Origin of the sequence: Variovorax sp. E3 (genome assembly GCF_016082275.1) — a bacterium.
Taxonomy (GTDB): domain Bacteria; phylum Pseudomonadota; class Gammaproteobacteria; order Burkholderiales; family Burkholderiaceae_C; genus Variovorax.
Window position 1 is genome coordinate 1 of the sequence record NZ_MOWM01000060.1, and the last position, 14705, is coordinate 14705.

The window sequence follows — 14705 nt, forward strand, 5'->3', positions numbered from 1 at the left end:
CGTCACGGCCCGGCTCGCCGATGTGCCCGGCCGGGCCGGCCACGCGCACGCGGCAGGTCGAGCAGCGCGCGCGCCCACCGCAGATCGACACGTGCGCAATGCCGTGCGAGCGGCTGGCTTCCAGCACGCTCCAGCCGCGCGGCACCTGCACCGTGCGGTCGGGGTAGCGCAGCGTGACCGACGGCTGGCGCGACCAGCGCGCAAAGCCGTTGCGGCCCCAGCGCGCCGCCAGCAGCAGCACCAGCGCCAGCCCGTAGAACCACTTGATGTTGCCTTCGGCCGTGCTCAGCGCCTTGCCCTGCTCGGGCGTCGGCAGCACCACCGGCGGCACGCCGTTCCACTGGAACTCGCGCCCCATCGACACGAAGCCCATGGCCGCCGTGAGCGGCAGCACCACCGCCACGGCCAGCAGCAGGTAGGAGAAGCGGCGGTACAGCGGCTGGGCCCGCAGCGCGAAGTGCAGGCCGAGGCAGCCGTGGGTCCAGGCGGCCAGCATCATCACCAGCTGCGCGGCGGCGCCCTGCCAGTCCCACAGGCCCCAGACCACGCGCACGTACGAGCCTCGATGCCGTAGGCCAGGTAGGCGCCGCGCATGGCGGTGAGGTGGGTGGCCAGCAGCAGCGGCAGCGCAAAGCCCAGCAGCACGCGCAGGCCTTCGAGCGGCGGCATGCGCAGGGTACGGCGCTCCCACAAGGCGATGACGGCCAGCGCCAGGTGCGCGGCCGCCGCGCCGTACAGCAGCGCGGTGCCGGGCAGGCTGTGCCAGAACTTCTGCACGCCGCGCAGCACGGTCTCGGCCGCGGCGAACGAATAGATGCCCAGCGAATGGTTCAGCAGGTGGGCCGTGATGTAGGCCATCAGCACCAGCCCGCTCGCCCAGCGGAGATTGCGCCGTGTCGGCGGTCTCAGGGAAAAAGGGGCGTGGGGGGAACGTCTGTCCATGAACGGGTTCGAAGCGGCACCCGAGCATAATCCGCGCGCCCATCCCCTTGACCATAGACCCCGGCATGGCCAAACCCGAACCTACCCCCCGCTCCAGCCTTGCGCTGCGCCAGATCGCGCTGCTCGAAGGCCTCTCCGACCAGCGGCTTGCCCTGCTGGCCCAGCAATGCCTGTGGCACAGCGTGGAAACCGGCAAGCCCCTGCTGCTGCGCGCCGAGCAGCAGGGCGAGGTGTTCCTGCTGGTCTCGGGCCGGGTGCGGGTGACGACCTATTCGGCCAACGGCCGGCAGGTGACCTTTCGCGACTCCGAGGCCGGGGAGCACTTCGGCGACATCGCCGCCATCGACGGCGGGCCGCGCTCCGCCGACGTGGTCACGCTGGAGCCCAGCGTGGTGGCCAGCCTGGACCGCGCCGCCTTCATGGCCCTGCTGCGCGACGAGCCGCTGGTGGCCGAGCGGGTGATGCACCGGCTGGCGTCACTGGTGCGGCAGCTGTCGGAACGTGTCATCGACCTGAGCACCCTGGGCGTGCAGAACCGGCTGCATGCCGAGCTGCTGCGCCTGGCCCGCGCCGCCGCGCGCACGGCGGTGACGCCAACCAGGCCCGCTTGGACCCCGCGCCCAAGCATGCGGCGCTGGCCAGCCAGATCAGCACCAACCGCGAGCAGGTGACCCGCGAGCTCAATGTGCTGGTGCGCGGCGGCGTGCTGCGCAAGGACGACAAGGCCCTGCTGGTGGCCGACGTCGCCCGCCTGGAGCGCATGGTCTCGCAGGTGCGGGGCGACGCCGGCTGAACCGGCGGGCCAGGTCAGGCCGGGTCAGTTCCAGCGGCCGTTCTTGCCGCCCACGCTGAAGCGGCCCGCGCCCAGCAGCACCACGGTCAGCGCGCCGAACAGGTACAGGCCCTGCAGTTCGAGCGCCCAGCCGCCTTGCTTGCCCAGCGCGAACAGGTCGGCCATGTGCACGAGGCCGAAGGCCACCAGCATGTTGATCACCACCACGGCGGCGGCGCCGCGCGTGAAGACGCCCGCGATCATCATCAGCGGCGCGACGATTTCGCCCACGTACACCAGGTAGGCCAGCCCGCCCGGCAGCCCGGCCTTGGCCAGCATGCCGCCGATGAAGCCCACGCCGGCCGACAGCTTGAAGATGCCGTGCAGCAGCACCAGGAAGCCGACCGTCACGCGGATCAGCAGCTTGCCGGCGTCGTCCAGCGTGGCGGGGGAAATGTTCGACAGCGACGACGCGGCGATCGGCGCGCGCGGGGTGTTGGCGGCTGTGGCCTGGGTGTTCATGGCGATCCTTGCTTGGAAAAACGGTGGGTCCGCCGCGGAATGCGGCGGTTGCGGTTCCAGTGTGCGCAGGGGGCCTGAAAGCGGGATGTGCGTAAACGCACATGTTTTGCCGGAAAGCCCGCTCAGCGGACCCCGAAGTGGCCGGTCCACTTGCGTTCGTAGTCCATCTTGGCGAAATGCGCCGCCATGAAGTCGATGAAGCTGCGCACCTTGGCCGACAGGTGCTTGCGGCTCGGGTACGCCAGGTTGATGGTCAGGTGCGGCAGGTCCCAGTCGTCCAGCGTGGGCACCAGCCGGCCGGCCACGATGTCCTCGTAGACGATGTAGGTCGCTGCACCAGGATGCCCATGCCGTCGAGCGCGGCGGCGCGCAGCACCTGGCCGTCGTTCGACTCCAGCAGCCCCGTGACCGACACCGTGCGCGTCTGGCCCTGGCGGGTAAAGCGCAGCTCGTTCGGGTTGTTGGCGTGGGTGTAGATCAGCAGCTTGTGCCGCGCGAGGTCGTCCAGCGTCTTGGGGAAACCGTGCTGCGCGAAGTAGCGCGGCGACGCCGCCAGGATGCGCCGCGTCTCGCCGAGCCGGCGGATCGTCACGTTCGAGTCGGGCTCGTATTCGCGGGTGCGGATCGCCACGTCGATGTTGTTGTCGATCAGGTCGAAGTAGCGGTTGGCTGCCTCCACGTGCACCGTCACGCCGGGGTAGCGCTGCGTGTACTCGCGCAGCAGCGGTGCGATGTGGTGGATCGAGAAAGACAGCGACGCCGTCACGCGCAGCGTGCCGGTCGGGTTGAGCGCGGTGGCGTTGACCGTCGATTCGGCGTCCGACAGGTCGGCCAGGATGGTGCGGGCACGGCCGCAGAACTCGCGGCCGGTGTCGGTCAGGTAGAGGCGGCGCGTGTTGCGCTCCACCAGCCGCGCGCCCAGCCGGGCCTCGAGCGCGCTCAGGTGCCGGCTCGCGGCGGCATTCGACAGGCCCAGCGCCTCGGCCGCGCGGCTCAGGCTGCCGGCATCGGCGATCTGCACGAGCAGGGCGATTTCGGTCCAGCGGTCCATGGGGCGTGTCTCCGGTGGCTTGTTGTCTTTTGTCGAGACGGGGGATTTTGGCGCAGGGCAGGGCGCGACCGTTCCGCTGGGCGGAAAAATCATTTGCGCCCCGGGTGCTTTCAGGCAAGGCGCGTGCGGCCTACAGTGCGCCGTACCGTCGAGACAGACAACATGGAGACAGCCACGATGCGCAACCTCAACCAGGACAACATCACGCAGGCCGTGCTCGCGCGCTTTGCCGACACCCCCGACCCGCGCCTGCGCGAAATACTGACCAGCCTCGTGCAGCATCTGCACGCCTTCACGCGCGAGGTGAAGCTCACCGAGGACGAGTGGTTCCAGGGCATCCAGTACCTCACGGCCACCGGCCAGAAGTGCGACGACAAGCGCCAGGAGTTCATCCTGCTGTCGGACGTGCTGGGCCTGTCGATGCTCACCATTGCCATGAACAACGACAAGCCCGCGGGTTGCACCGAGCTACCGTGTTCGGCCCCTTCTACTTCGACGGCGCGCCTGAGTACGCGCACGGCGACGACGTGGCCAACGGCGCCGAGGGCGAGCCCTGCGACGTGTTCGCCACGGTGCGCGGGCTCGACGGCGAGCCGGTGGCCAACGCGCTGGTCGACGTGTGGCAGGCCGATGCCGGCGGCCACTACGACGTGCAGCACGCCGGCCTCGACCACGCCGAGAACCGCGGCACGCTGCGCACCGGCCCCGACGGCGGGCTGCACTTTCGCAGCGTGGTGGCGGTGGCCTACCCGATTCCGGTCGACGGCCCCGTGGGCGACCTGCTGCGCGCCACCAGGCGCCACCCGTGGCGGCCCGCGCACCTGCATTTCAAGATCGAGGCGCCGGGCTACGAGCGGCTCATCACCCATGTGTTCCGCGAAGGCGACGAGTGGCTCGACTCCGACGCCGTGTTCGCGGTGCGCCAGTCGCTGGTCGCGCCGTGGAAGAAGCAGGACAACGGCCGCTGGCGCCTCGACTTCGACTTCGTGCTCAACCCCTTGAAGCAACCCGCCTGAACCCCCTCCCGGAGATGGAAAGAATGACCGACACCTTGCAGCAGGAGCTGCTGATCCGCCAGATGATCGAACGCTGGGCCGTGTGGCGCGACGCCGGCGACTGGGAGCGCTTTGCCACCGTGTGGCACCCCGAGGGCATGATGATGGCCACGTGGTTCCAGGGCCCCTACACCGAGTTCATCCGCGTCACGCAGGAGGGCTGGGCCAAGGGCGTGAGCATCCTGCACTTCCTGGGCGGCTCGGCCATCGAGGTGGCGGGCGAGCGCGCCATCGCGCAGACCAAGATGACCATCTCGCAGCGCGGCATGGTCGAGGGCGTGCTGTGCGACGTGCTGTGCACCGGCCGCTTCTACGACTTCGTGGTCAGGCACGGCGGCGAGTGGAAGCTGCTGCACCGCCAGCCGATCTACGAGAAGGACCGCATCGACCCGGTCGACCCCGCCGCCACGGTGCACCTCGATGCCCAGGTGCTGGCCGACCTGCCCGAGGGCTACCGCCACCTGACCTACATCCAGCAGCGCATCGGCTACACGGTGAAGCTGGACATGCCGATGCTCAAGGGACCGGCGGTGGAGGCGCTGTATGCGCGCGGCGCCCGCTGGCTGGCGGGCGGCGAACTCGAACGCTAGGCATCGACGGCGGGGCGCCCGGCGCGTTCGGCGCCATCCTGCTACCCTCGGAAGGCCCGCCCGCATGGCGGGTTTTCTTTTGCCTTCCGTCCATGGTCTTTCCCGTCATCACCGACCCGCATTTCTATGCGGTCGCCATTCCCGCCGTGCTGCTGCTCGGCATCAGCAAGAGCGGCTTCGGCGCCGGCTTCGGCTCGCTCGCCGTGCCGATGATGGCGCTGGCCGTCACTGTGCCGCAGGCGGCGGCCATCCTCATGCCGCTGCTGCTGCTGATGGACGTGCTGGGCCTGGCGGCCTTCCGGCGCGACTTCGACCGCTCGCTGCTCAAGTTCCTGATTCCGTTCGGCCTGCTGGGCACGGTGGTCGGCACGCTGCTGTTTCGCATGCTGTCGGCGCACACGGTGGCGGGCATCGTCGGCGTGTTCACGCTGTTGTTCCTGGCGCAGCGCCTGCTGTTTCCGCCCAAGCCGAATGATCCGCTGCCCTCGCGCGGCGTGGGCGCGGTGCTGACCACGGTGTCGGGCTTCACCAGCTTCATCGCGCACGCAGGCGGCCCGCCCATCAATGCCTACGTGATTCCGCTGCGGCTCAAGCCGGTGATCTTCACGGCCACCATGGCTTACTTCTTCTTCGTGGTGAACCTCAGCAAGTGGATCCCCTACGCATGGCTCGGCCTGCTCGACTTTCGCACGCTGGCCACCTCGCTGGTGCTGATGCCGATTGCGCCCTTCGGCGTATGGGTCGGCATCCGCATTGCACGGCGCATCGACGCGACGTGGTTCTATCGCTTCGTGTACCTCGGCATGGCGCTCACGGGGCTCAAGCTCGTGTACGACGGGTTCATTGCCTGAGCCCCGCGCGGCGCATCAGAGTTCGACGATGCTCTTGAAGCCGCCGAAGATCATCCGCTTCGCATCGAAGGGCATGGTCTTCGGGTCCATCGACGCAATGCGCGGGTCGGCCATCACCTTGGCGTTCACCGCGTCGCGGTGCTTGCGCGATTTGTAGGTGATCCACGAGAAGGCCACGGTCTCGTCGGCCTTCTGCTTCACGCTCTGCGGAAACGAGGTCAGCTTGCCGGGCTTCACGTCGTCGGCAATGCACTCCACGTATTCGATGGCGCCATATTCCATCCAGACCTTGCCGGCCTTGCGCGCCAGCTTGCGGTAGGCCTCGACGTTGGCGGTGGGAATGGCGACGATGAAGCCGTCTACATAACGAGCCATGGAAGTTCTCCTGAACAAAGAGTGGAACCGTTGAAGAAAAAATACTGGCGGTTGCATGGCGTGTGGCGCCTCACGATGCCGCCGTCCCCCGGGGTGCCGCCTCTTCGTTGTTCTGCATTTGCCCCGGCATGGCGGTGCGAAGCAGCAAGGCCCCGATCAAGCCCGCCGCCGCCGCGAACACGGCACCGACGAGAAACGCAAGGTTGTAGCCACCGGTGAGGGCCAGCGGCATCTGCGCGCCGGCGGCGTCCATCGACGCGGTGCGCGCGGCCGCGGCGCTGGCCAGCACGGCCAGGCCCAGCGCGCCGCCCATCATGAAGGCGGTGTTGACTACGCCCGAGGCCAGGCCCGAGTCGGACGGGCTCACCTCGCTCATGGCCGCCAGCAGCACCGGGTTGAAGGCCATGCCCGCGCCCAGGCCCAGCAGCATCATGCCGGGCAGCACGTCGACCACGAAGCTGCCGTTGACCGGCGCGCGCGCGAACAGCGCCAGCCCGATGGCCGCGAGCCACAGCCCCACCGCCAGCGGCTTGCGGATGCCGAAGCGCATCACGATCCTGGCGGACAGGCCCAGCGAGAACACCGCCATGATGATGTTGGCCGGCAGGAAGGCCAGGCCGATCTGCATGGGCGTGTAGTTCAGCACCAGCTGCATGTAGAGCGCGGAAATGAAGAACCACGCGAACATGGCCGCCGCCCACAGCACGCCCACCACGTTGGCCACAGACACGCTGCGCAGCCTGAACAGGCCCAGCGGCATGAGCGGGTGCTCCACGCGCGCCTCGATGGCGATGAACACCGCCAGCAGCACCACGGCCGCGCCCAGCAGGCCCACGGTTTGCGTCGAACCCCAGCCGGCCTCGTTGCCGTTGACCACGCCGTACACCGCCAGCATGAGCGACAGCGTGACCGTGACCGCGCCGGCCACGTCGAGCTTTTCGCCGTGCGCATGGCCGCGCGCGTTGGGCAGCAGCGCCACGCACAGCGCGTACACCGCCACGCCGATGGGCAGGTTCACCAGGAAGATCCAGTGCCAGCTCAGCGTGCTGGTGAGCAGGCCGCCCAGCAGCACGCCGATGCTGCCGCCGCCCGCGCACACGAAGCCGTACACGCCCATGGCCTTGGCGCGCTCGGCCGGCTCGGTGAACAGGTTCATGATCAGCGAGAGCGACACGGCCGACACCACCGCGCCGCCCAGCCCCTGCACCGCGCGCGCCGCCACCAGCAGCACCTGCGAGTTGGAGACGCCGCAGGCCAGCGAGGCCAGCGTGAACAGCACCAGCCCGACAAGGAAGACCTTGCGGTGGCCGTACAGGTCGCCGAGCCGACCGCCCAGCAGCAGGAAGCCGCCGAAGGTCAGCATGTAGGCGTTCACCACCCAGACCAGCGAGGTCTCGGTGAAGCCCAGGTCGGTGCGAATCGAGGGCAGCGCCACGTTCACGATGGTGGTGTCCAGCACGATCATCAGAACGCCCAGGCACAGCACCATCAACGCGAGCCAGCGCTTGCGGCTGTCGAGTGTCGTGTCCGCTGTCATGCGCGTCACACCAGGGGCTTGCCGCCGTTGATGAGCCAGGGCGTGCCGAAGCGGTCGGTCACCATGCCGAAGCCCTCGACCCAGAAGGTCGGGCCGAAGGGCATGGTGACCTGGCCGCCGGCGGCGAAGGCGTCGAACACGCGGCGCGCTTCGGGCACGGTGTCCAGCGTGAGCGCCACGCCGAAGCCCTTCATGCCTTCGTACGGCATGCCGGGCATGCTGTCGGAGGCCATGAGCAGGCCGTCGCCGTAGGCCAGCGCGGCGTGCATGATGCGGCCGGCCGCGCCGGGCGGGAACTGCTCGGCGCCGGGCGCCTCGCCCATGGTCATCATCATCTGGATCTTGCCGCCGAGCGTCTTCTCGTAGAAGCGCATGGCCTCGGCTGCGTTGCCGTCGAACGTGAGGTAAGCATGAATGGGAGACATGAGGTTTCCTTGGTTACTTTTCAGTGGCTGTCTTGAGGTTGGCAAGGCCCGCTTCGAAGTCCTTGCCGATCATCTGGTCCATGTTGAAGAAGATGCCCATGAGCTTGGCGATGTAGGGGCTCGGGCCGTGCATGGACCACGTGACCTGTGTAGCGCCCTCTTGCGGCTGCAGCGTGAACTCGGCCACGTTGTGCCCTTCCATGGGCTGGGTGAAGTCGAGCTTGATCGCTACCTTCGACGCGGGCGTCGACTCGGTGATCTCCATGCGCCCCGCGCCCGCCTTGCCCTTGCTCTCCCAGGCGTAGGTGGCGCCCTTGCCGCTGGCGCTGCCGCCGAAGCTGCGCTGCATGTCGGGGTCGAGCTTTTCGTAGGGCGACCACGTGCCCCAGCGGTGGAAGTCGTCGATCAGCGGAAAGATCTTCTCGGCCGGCGCGTTGATGCGCGCGGTGCGCTCCACGCGGAAGTTGTCGGGCCGGGTGGCCGCGAAGATCAGCAGCGCCGCGATGGCAGCCACGATGGCAAGGGCAATGGTCTTGAGCATGGAAAAAGCTTCTTGTCGTTGAGTGAGGAGCGCGATCAGGCCGGATGTGCGACGACCAGCAGCCAGGCCACGCCGAAGCGGTCGGTCAGCATGCCGAAGTTCGAGGTAAAGAAGGTCGGCGTCAGCGGCTGCATCACCTGGCCGCCCTCGGCCAGCGCGTTGAACCACTTGACGACCTCGGTGTCGGTGGTGGCGGTGAGCGCCAGCATGATGCCGTCGAACTTCGCTCGCCCGAGCAGCGGCCGTCGGAGGCCATGAGCTCGGTTTCGCCGATGCGGAACACCGCGTGCATCACCTTCTCGGGCGCGGGCATGCCGCCCGCGCAGCCGGCGTCGGGAGGCGCCGAACCGACGGGCGCCGGTGCGTCGGCGTAGCGCATGAGCTGCGTCACTTCGGCGCCGAGCGCCTTCTTGTAGAAGCCGAGCGCTTCGTCGCAGCGGCCTTCGAACGAGAGGTAAGACTGGACTTTCATGGCAATTCCTTTGAAAGACTGAACAGGTGGGTTGGAGGCCCCCGGTGTCATGGGCCGCAAACCATCGGATTACTTTGTGTACACCGTCCACAAAGAATAACAGGGATAATGGACGGTGTCCACATGGAAGTGCAATGAAGCTCAACAACGTCCCCGAAAGCCTGCCGCCCGCCCGCAGCACTTACCGCCATGGGGACCTGCGACGGGCGCTGCTGGACGCGGGCATCGAGCTGGCGCGCGACGGCGGCCCCGATGCCGTGGTGCTGCGCGAAGCCACGCGGCGTGCCGGGGTGGTGCCTAACGCGGCCTACCGGCACTTCGGCAGCCGGCAGGCGCTGTTGTGGGCCGTGCGCGAAGCGGCCTTGGCCGCGGCGGCCGGGGCGATGGAAAAAGAACTGGCCGTGCTGCCCTGCGACCAGCCGCCCGCCGATTTCGCGCGCGCGCAGGTGCGCGCCATCGGCACCGCCTACCTGCGGTTCGCGCAGGCCGAGCCCGGCCTGTTCCGCACCGCGTTCGTGGTGTCCGCCGAGGGCGACGGCCAGCTCGGCCCCGCCAAGGCCGGCGCGAGCGGGCTCGACCCGTTCCAGTTGCTGGGCAAGGCCATCGACCGGCTGGTGGACGCGGGCGTGCTCGATGCGGCGCGGCGCCCCAATGCCGAATACCTCGCGTGGTCGTCGGTGCACGGGCTGGCGCTGCTCATCATCGACGGGCCGCTGCGCGCCATGCCGCCCGCCGACCTCCATGCGCTGGGCCAGCGCCTCATCGACATGGTCGAACGCGGGCTGTAGAGATAGACCCTAGAGGTAGATCTTCTGCAGCAGCCGGATCAGCGTCTCGCGCTCGCGCGGCGTGAGCTTGGCGCTGGCATCGGCCTCGAGCTGCATCACGGCCTGCTCGGCCTCATGGATCAGCACCTCGCCGGCCGGCGTGAGGTGCAGGCCCACCGCGCGGCCGTCGTGCGGATGCGGGCGGCGTTCGATGAGCCCGCGGCTGTCGAGCGTGGCCACCAGGCTCACGAGGTTGGGCGGCAGGATGTCGAGCGTGCTGCACAGCTGGCGCGACGTGGCGCCGGGGTTGTGCGCCAGCAATGAAAGCACCGAGAAGTCGATCTGCTTGAGCCCGTAGGGCGCCATGCGTTCGGCGAAGAAGTCGCTGACGATGAGCCACGCGCGGCGGGCGTTGTAGCCGACCAGGGTTTCGAGCATGCGCGCGTCGAGCCGGTCCGGCTTGCCCTGCGGCGTCACGGCCGGCTCGCCTTTCGTGGGGGCGGATTTCGAAGGGGAAGGCATGGGCAGAGCGTAACCGCCCCGCAGGCCATGGCGTGCCCGGTGCGCGACACCTCAGGCCTGCGCCGCATGCGTGAGCGCCACGGTTTCGCAGGCCCGCTTGACGATGCCCATCCGCATCTCGAACTCGGGCAGCACCCAGCGGCGCAAGGCCGTGGCCACGCGGGCCCGGCCCGCATCCTGCGGCGCCGCCGCCTCGATGCGCGCCCAGGCCCAGGCCAGCAGCGTGAGCATCGTCACGCGCAGGTAGTCGTCGGCCACTTCGTAGGGCAGCACCGGGTTGGCATGCGCCGCCATTGCCACGGTGGTGCCCAGGTAGCGCAACTGCGCGAGCCGGCGCTGCACGTCGGCATCGGCCTCGCGCGAGGCGTCGAGCGTGTCGCGCAACTCGAGCAGCACGGCCGACATGCCGGCGCCGCCGTCGGGCAGCACCTTGCGCACCAGCAGGTCGATGGCCTGGATCTCGTTGGTGCCCTCGTAGATCATGGTCACGCGCGCGTCGCGCACGATCTGCTCGATGCCCCATTCGCGCACATAGCCGTGGCCGCCGAACACCTGCAGGCATTCGCTCGCGCCCTGGAAGGCCTGCTGCGTGCACGCGGCCTTGAGCACCGGCGTGACGAACGAACACCAGCGCTGCGCGCGCTCGCGGGCCTTGGGGTCGGCGTCGTGCGCGGCCACGTCGAGCATCAGCGCGCTGCGGTAGGCCAGGGTGCGTGCGCCGTCGATCCAGGCGCGTTGGGTGTCGAGCATGCGGCGCACGGCGGGGTGCTCGGCAATCAGGTCGGCCGCCTCGCCGCCACGGCTGGCGGGCACGGGGCCGGGCGCGCGCATCTGGCGGCGCTCGGCCGCGTAGGCGTCAGCCTTCTGCCAGGCGGCGTCGAGCAGGCCGATGCCCTGCAGCGCCACGTGCAAGCGCGCCGAATTCATCATCACGAACATCGCGGCCAAACCGCGCCCCGGCTCGCCGACCAGCCAGCCGGTGGCGTCGTCGAAGCGCATGGTGCAGGTCGGGCTGCCGTGCAGGCCCATTTTTTCCTCGATGCGTTCGCAGTGCACCGCGTTGCGCGTGCCGTCGGGCAGCAGCTTGGGCACGAGCACCAGCGACAGGCCCTTGGGCCCGGCCGGCGCATCGGGCAGGCGGCACAGCACCAGGTGCACGATGTTCGGCGTCAGGTCGTGCTCGCCGCCCGAGATGAAGATCTTGCCGCCGTTCACCCGCAGGCTGCCGTCGGCCTGCGGCACGGCGCGCGTGCGCACCTGGCCCAGGTCGCTGCCCGCATGCGCTTCGGTCAGGCACATGGTGGCGAGCCATTCGCCCGTTGCGATCTTCGGCAGGTAGCGCTGCTTCAGTTCGTCGCTGCGTGGTGCTTGAGGCAGGCATAGGCGCCGTGCAGCAGGCCGGGCGCCATCGTGAGGCCGTGGTTGGCGGCGGCCAGCCATTCGTAGAGCACGGCCTCGAGCACGGCGGGCAGGCCCTGGCCGCCGTCTTCGGGCGCGGCCGAGAGCGCGGGCCATCCGCCGTCGACGAAGGCTCGATACGCATCGCGAAAGCCCGGCGGCGAGACGACCTCGCCGTCGGCGAAGCGGCAGCCGATTTCGTCACCGCCCCGGTTGATCGGCGCGACCACTTCGCCGACGAAGCGGCCGGCCTCTTCGAGCACCTGCGACTGCAATGCCTCGTCGACTTCGGCGAAGGGCGCGAGCGCGCGCAGGCGGGCGGGTGCGTCGAGCACCGCGTTCAGCAGGAATCGGACGTCTTCGGGGCGGGGCTGGTAATCCATCGGGGGCTCGGCAATCTAGGGGGAAGGCGGCTTGCAGGCGAAGCTGCTCGCGCGCTCGGTGTCGCCGCCGGTGTAGGCGGCGACTTGCGGGTAGGGGCACAGCGGCCGCGTGCGTTGGGGCGACCAGTCGGCCGGCACTTCGGCGTTGGGCACGGGCGTGCCCGCGCCGCGCGCCGAGGCGGTGATCGATGCGGGCGCCTTGCCCTGCTCGACCCAGTCGACCAGCGCGCCCAGCATGTCGAACTGGTCGGTGGCCGGGCCGCCCGCGCAGTGGTTCATGCCGGGCACCGGGAAGTAGCGCGCGAAAGAAGAAGCGTCGCCGCCGTTCGCGGCCTGCACGCGCGCGTACCAGGCGGCCGTGTCGTCCGACGAGAACACCGGGTCGCTGGTGCCGTGGTAGACGATCATGCGGCCGCCCCGGTCGCGCAGCGCGCCCAGGTTGGCCGCGTCGGGCGGCGTCATGAACGACAACGCCGACTCGCGGAACACGCCGTCCGCCGCGGCGATGCGCGGCGCGTCGCGGTCCATGTCGAAGCCCAGTGCGAACGGCAGGCCCTGCGGGCGGTCGGCCAGCGGCGGCGTGCTGAAGATGAAGGCCACGGCGCCTGCGTCGCGCGTCGGCGGGCTCGCGAACTTCCACTCGCGCCAGTTGCTGCCGCTCACGCCCGCGTCGAACGGAAAGCTGCTGTAGATCGGCTGGCCCGCGCTGTTGCGCGCACCCTTGAACACGTTGGCGAGCGCATTCTTCCGCGGTGCGCTCAGGCAACTGCCGTCGCGCGTGCCGGTGGCGCAGGTGGGCACGTCGGCCTGGATGTCGAAGCGCGTCCTGCAGGCCTGCACGTTCGACACGATGCCGTCGGCCAGGCCGTCGAGCGCATCGCAGCGCTGCAGCACCTTGTCGGCCACCAGCTTCATCTCGGCCGGCGTGAAGGCGCTCTGCAGGTCGGGCAGGCCGGCGGGTGTCTTCGCGCTGGCCACGGCCGCGTACTGCTGCGCGCCATAGAGCTGCGCCACGGCCGCCTTCGGCAGGTTGAAACCGGGGTCGCCCGCGAGGATGCCGTCGTACTGCTGCGCCGAGCGCACGGCCGCCACCATCGCATGCCGCCCGCCGTTGGAGCAGCCGCCGAAATAAGAGCGGTCGGGACCGCGCCCGTAGGCCTTGGCGATCAGGTTCCTGGCCATCGGCGTGAGCTGCGCGACGGCGTTGTAGCCGTAGTCCAGCCGCGCCTGCGGGTCGAGCCCGAAGCGCGGGCCCATCGAGCCCGCATGGCCCGCGTCGGAGCTGATGACGGCAAAGCCCATCTGCAACGCGCTGCTGCGCGGGCCGCCACCGCCGATGCCGCCGAGCGCGGGCAGCACCACGCGTCGAGCCCGCCGTTGGCTGGTAGAAGAAGCGGCCGTTCCAGGCCACCGGCAGCCGCATCTCGAAGCCGACGGCGTAGCGCTGGTTATCGATGGGGCTCGTGCGTTCGTTCATGCGGCCTTGCACCAGGCAGTGCGCGGGCGCGGCCATCGCGATGCCGCCGACCGTGACGGTGCCGGCCAGCACGTCGGTGATGGACGTGTAGACCGTGCCCGGCAATGCGGCGCGCGTGGCCAGGTCGGTGCAGGCCTGCAGCGTGCCGGGCCGTGCGGCGGCCAGTGGCGCGTGTGGTGCGGGAACGCGCGTGGCGCAAGCCGCGAGCAGCGCGGCAACGCCGAGCGCGCTCGCGCACAGGCCGAGGGGAAGGTGGCGCTGTCTCGTCATGTCGTGGTCTCCTTGCCGCGCGGCCCGCGGCATTCCATTCACTCGTCGCGTCAGGCGGCCTTGCGCGCGGCGCCCAGGTAGGTGTCGATCACGCGGGAATCGACCGCGAGCTTTTGCGCTTCGCCCTCGAGGCTCACGCTGCCCATCTCGAGCACGTAGCCGTGGTCGGCCACTTCGAGCGCGGCGCGCGCGTTCTGCTCCACCAGCAGGATGGTCACGCCCGTGGCGCGCAGCGCGTCGACCGTGCGAAAGATCTCCTGCACCACCAGCGGCGCCAGCCCCAGGCTGGGCTCGTCGAGCATCAGCAGCGTGGGGCGCGACATCAGCGCGCGGCCCACCGCCAGCATCTGCCGCTCGCCGCCCGAGAGCGTGCCGGCCAGTTGCGCGCGCCGTTCCTTCAGGCGCGGAAAGAGCGTGTACACCTCGTCGATGCGGTCGCGCCACTGCTTATTGCGCAGCCGCACCTGGCGGAACGCGCCGAGCACGAGGTTGTCTTCGACCGGCATGGTGCCGAACAGCTCGCGCTTCTCGGGCACCAGCGCAATGCCGAGCATCACGCGTTCCTCGAGCGACAGCGCGGCAATCGGCTGGCCCTTGAACTCGATGGTGCCCTTGGACGGCAGCACGCCCATCAGCGCGTTCAGCAGCGTCGACTTGCCGGCCCCGTTCGGGCCGATCACCGTGACCACGCTGCCCTGTTCGGCCTTCAGGTCGATGCCGTGCAGCACCTCGGCGCGGCCGTAGCCGGCGTGCAG

General features: G+C 69.6%; 14 protein-coding genes and 5 pseudogenes. 6 read left to right on the forward strand and 13 right to left on the reverse strand.

Annotated features, from left to right (window positions below):
- On the reverse strand, positions 1–553 hold a 553-nt coding region (locus BMG07_RS44240; RefSeq protein ID WP_307867030.1), incomplete at its 3' end, for a 2Fe-2S iron-sulfur cluster-binding protein.
- Positions 499–942 (reverse strand): hypothetical protein, encoded by a 444-nt coding sequence (locus BMG07_RS42520; protein WP_269759220.1) that lies wholly within the window; start codon positions 940–942, stop codon positions 499–501. The genes BMG07_RS44240 and BMG07_RS42520, both read right to left, overlap by 55 nt.
- Positions 943–1007: 65 nt before the next feature.
- On the opposite strand from BMG07_RS42520, the gene BMG07_RS20765 reads away from it, so the two are divergent.
- Together BMG07_RS20765 and BMG07_RS44970 are read left to right on the forward strand one after the other, a co-directional pair.
- Positions 1008–1613 (forward strand): Crp/Fnr family transcriptional regulator, encoded by a 606-nt coding sequence (locus BMG07_RS20765; RefSeq protein ID WP_269759221.1) that lies wholly within the window; start codon positions 1008–1010, stop codon positions 1611–1613.
- On the forward strand, positions 1550–1735 hold the full coding sequence (locus BMG07_RS44970; protein WP_269759222.1) for a helix-turn-helix domain-containing protein: 186 nt from the start codon (positions 1550–1552) through the stop codon (positions 1733–1735). Before BMG07_RS20765 ends, BMG07_RS44970 begins: the two co-directional genes overlap by 64 nt.
- Positions 1736–1759: 24 nt before the next feature.
- Here BMG07_RS44970 and BMG07_RS20770 read toward each other — a convergent pair whose 3' ends face one another.
- Together BMG07_RS20770 and BMG07_RS20775 are read right to left on the reverse strand one after the other, a co-directional pair.
- The gene (locus BMG07_RS20770; protein WP_198086142.1) at positions 1760–2236 is read right to left on the reverse strand and encodes a DoxX family protein; all 477 of its coding nucleotides are present in this window, start codon (positions 2234–2236) and stop codon (positions 1760–1762) included.
- Positions 2237–2358: 122 nt separating this feature from the next.
- Positions 2359–3287, reverse strand: a pseudogene (locus tag BMG07_RS20775) (LysR family transcriptional regulator).
- Between the two features lie 177 nt (positions 3288–3464).
- Here BMG07_RS20775 and BMG07_RS20780 point away from each other — a divergent pair.
- The 3 genes and pseudogenes from BMG07_RS20780 to BMG07_RS20790 all read left to right on the forward strand — a co-directional run bounded on the left by BMG07_RS20780 (position 3465) and on the right by BMG07_RS20790 (position 5783).
- Positions 3465–4303: pseudogene (locus BMG07_RS20780) on the forward strand (intradiol ring-cleavage dioxygenase).
- A gap of 23 nt (positions 4304–4326) precedes the next feature.
- Entirely contained in the window at positions 4327–4932 is a 606-nt protein-coding gene (locus BMG07_RS20785) for a nuclear transport factor 2 family protein (RefSeq protein WP_198086143.1), read from the forward strand.
- Positions 4933–5024: 92 nt separating this feature from the next.
- Positions 5025–5783 (forward strand): sulfite exporter TauE/SafE family protein, encoded by a 759-nt coding sequence (locus tag BMG07_RS20790; RefSeq protein WP_198086144.1) that lies wholly within the window; start codon positions 5025–5027, stop codon positions 5781–5783.
- Positions 5784–5798: 15 nt separating this feature from the next.
- On the opposite strand, the gene BMG07_RS20795 is transcribed toward BMG07_RS20790, so the two are convergent.
- The 5 genes and pseudogenes from BMG07_RS20795 to BMG07_RS20815 form a co-directional block, all read right to left on the reverse strand.
- The gene (locus BMG07_RS20795; protein ID WP_198086145.1) at positions 5799–6158 is read right to left on the reverse strand and encodes a DUF1428 domain-containing protein; all 360 of its coding nucleotides are present in this window, start codon (positions 6156–6158) and stop codon (positions 5799–5801) included.
- A 70-nt stretch (positions 6159–6228) separates the two neighbouring features.
- Positions 6229–7695, reverse strand: coding sequence for a DHA2 family efflux MFS transporter permease subunit (locus BMG07_RS20800; protein ID WP_198086146.1), 1467 nt, complete (start codon positions 7693–7695; stop codon positions 6229–6231).
- A 5-nt stretch (positions 7696–7700) separates the two neighbouring features.
- On the reverse strand, positions 7701–8120 hold the full coding sequence (locus BMG07_RS20805) for a VOC family protein (protein WP_198086147.1): 420 nt from the start codon (positions 8118–8120) through the stop codon (positions 7701–7703).
- A 13-nt stretch (positions 8121–8133) separates the two neighbouring features.
- Positions 8134–8661 (reverse strand): SRPBCC family protein, encoded by a 528-nt coding sequence (locus BMG07_RS20810; RefSeq protein WP_198086148.1) that lies wholly within the window; start codon positions 8659–8661, stop codon positions 8134–8136.
- Positions 8662–8696: 35 nt separating this feature from the next.
- Positions 8697–9133 (reverse strand): annotated as a pseudogene (locus tag BMG07_RS20815) (VOC family protein).
- A gap of 134 nt (positions 9134–9267) precedes the next feature.
- On the opposite strand from BMG07_RS20815, the gene BMG07_RS20820 reads away from it, so the two are divergent.
- Positions 9268–9921 (forward strand): TetR/AcrR family transcriptional regulator, encoded by a 654-nt coding sequence (locus BMG07_RS20820; protein WP_198086149.1) that lies wholly within the window; start codon positions 9268–9270, stop codon positions 9919–9921.
- A 9-nt stretch (positions 9922–9930) separates the two neighbouring features.
- Here the strand turns inward: BMG07_RS20820 and BMG07_RS20825 are convergent, their stop codons facing one another.
- The 4 genes and pseudogenes from BMG07_RS20825 to BMG07_RS20840 form a co-directional block, all read right to left on the reverse strand.
- Positions 9931–10422, reverse strand: coding sequence for a MarR family winged helix-turn-helix transcriptional regulator (locus tag BMG07_RS20825; protein ID WP_198086150.1), 492 nt, complete (start codon positions 10420–10422; stop codon positions 9931–9933).
- Between the two features lie 51 nt (positions 10423–10473).
- Positions 10474–12203: pseudogene (locus BMG07_RS20830) on the reverse strand (acyl-CoA dehydrogenase family protein).
- Positions 12204–12218: 15 nt separating this feature from the next.
- Positions 12219–13950 (reverse strand): annotated as a pseudogene (locus tag BMG07_RS20835) (tannase/feruloyl esterase family alpha/beta hydrolase).
- A gap of 50 nt (positions 13951–14000) precedes the next feature.
- Entirely contained in the window at positions 14001–14678 is a 678-nt protein-coding gene (locus BMG07_RS20840) for an ABC transporter ATP-binding protein (RefSeq protein ID WP_307867031.1), read from the reverse strand.
- Between the last annotated feature and the right edge of the window lie 27 nt (positions 14679–14705).

Coding starts and splice junctions, on each gene's coding strand:
- BMG07_RS42520 (WP_269759220.1), bottom strand. CDS start 942: ATGGACAGACGTTCCCCCCACGCCCCTTTTTCCCTGAGACCGCCGACA.
- BMG07_RS20765 (WP_269759221.1), top strand. CDS start 1,008: ATGGCCAAACCCGAACCTACCCCCCGCTCCAGCCTTGCGCTGCGCCAG.
- BMG07_RS20770 (WP_198086142.1), bottom strand. CDS start 2,236: ATGAACACCCAGGCCACAGCCGCCAACACCCCGCGCGCGCCGATCGCC.
- BMG07_RS20785 (WP_198086143.1), top strand. CDS start 4,327: ATGACCGACACCTTGCAGCAGGAGCTGCTGATCCGCCAGATGATCGAA.
- BMG07_RS20790 (WP_198086144.1), top strand. CDS start 5,025: ATGGTCTTTCCCGTCATCACCGACCCGCATTTCTATGCGGTCGCCATT.
- BMG07_RS20795 (WP_198086145.1), bottom strand. CDS start 6,158: ATGGCTCGTTATGTAGACGGCTTCATCGTCGCCATTCCCACCGCCAAC.
- BMG07_RS20800 (WP_198086146.1), bottom strand. CDS start 7,695: ATGACAGCGGACACGACACTCGACAGCCGCAAGCGCTGGCTCGCGTTG.
- BMG07_RS20805 (WP_198086147.1), bottom strand. CDS start 8,120: ATGTCTCCCATTCATGCTTACCTCACGTTCGACGGCAACGCAGCCGAG.
- BMG07_RS20810 (WP_198086148.1), bottom strand. CDS start 8,661: ATGCTCAAGACCATTGCCCTTGCCATCGTGGCTGCCATCGCGGCGCTG.
- BMG07_RS20820 (WP_198086149.1), top strand. CDS start 9,268: ATGAAGCTCAACAACGTCCCCGAAAGCCTGCCGCCCGCCCGCAGCACT.
- BMG07_RS20825 (WP_198086150.1), bottom strand. CDS start 10,422: ATGCCTTCCCCTTCGAAATCCGCCCCCACGAAAGGCGAGCCGGCCGTG.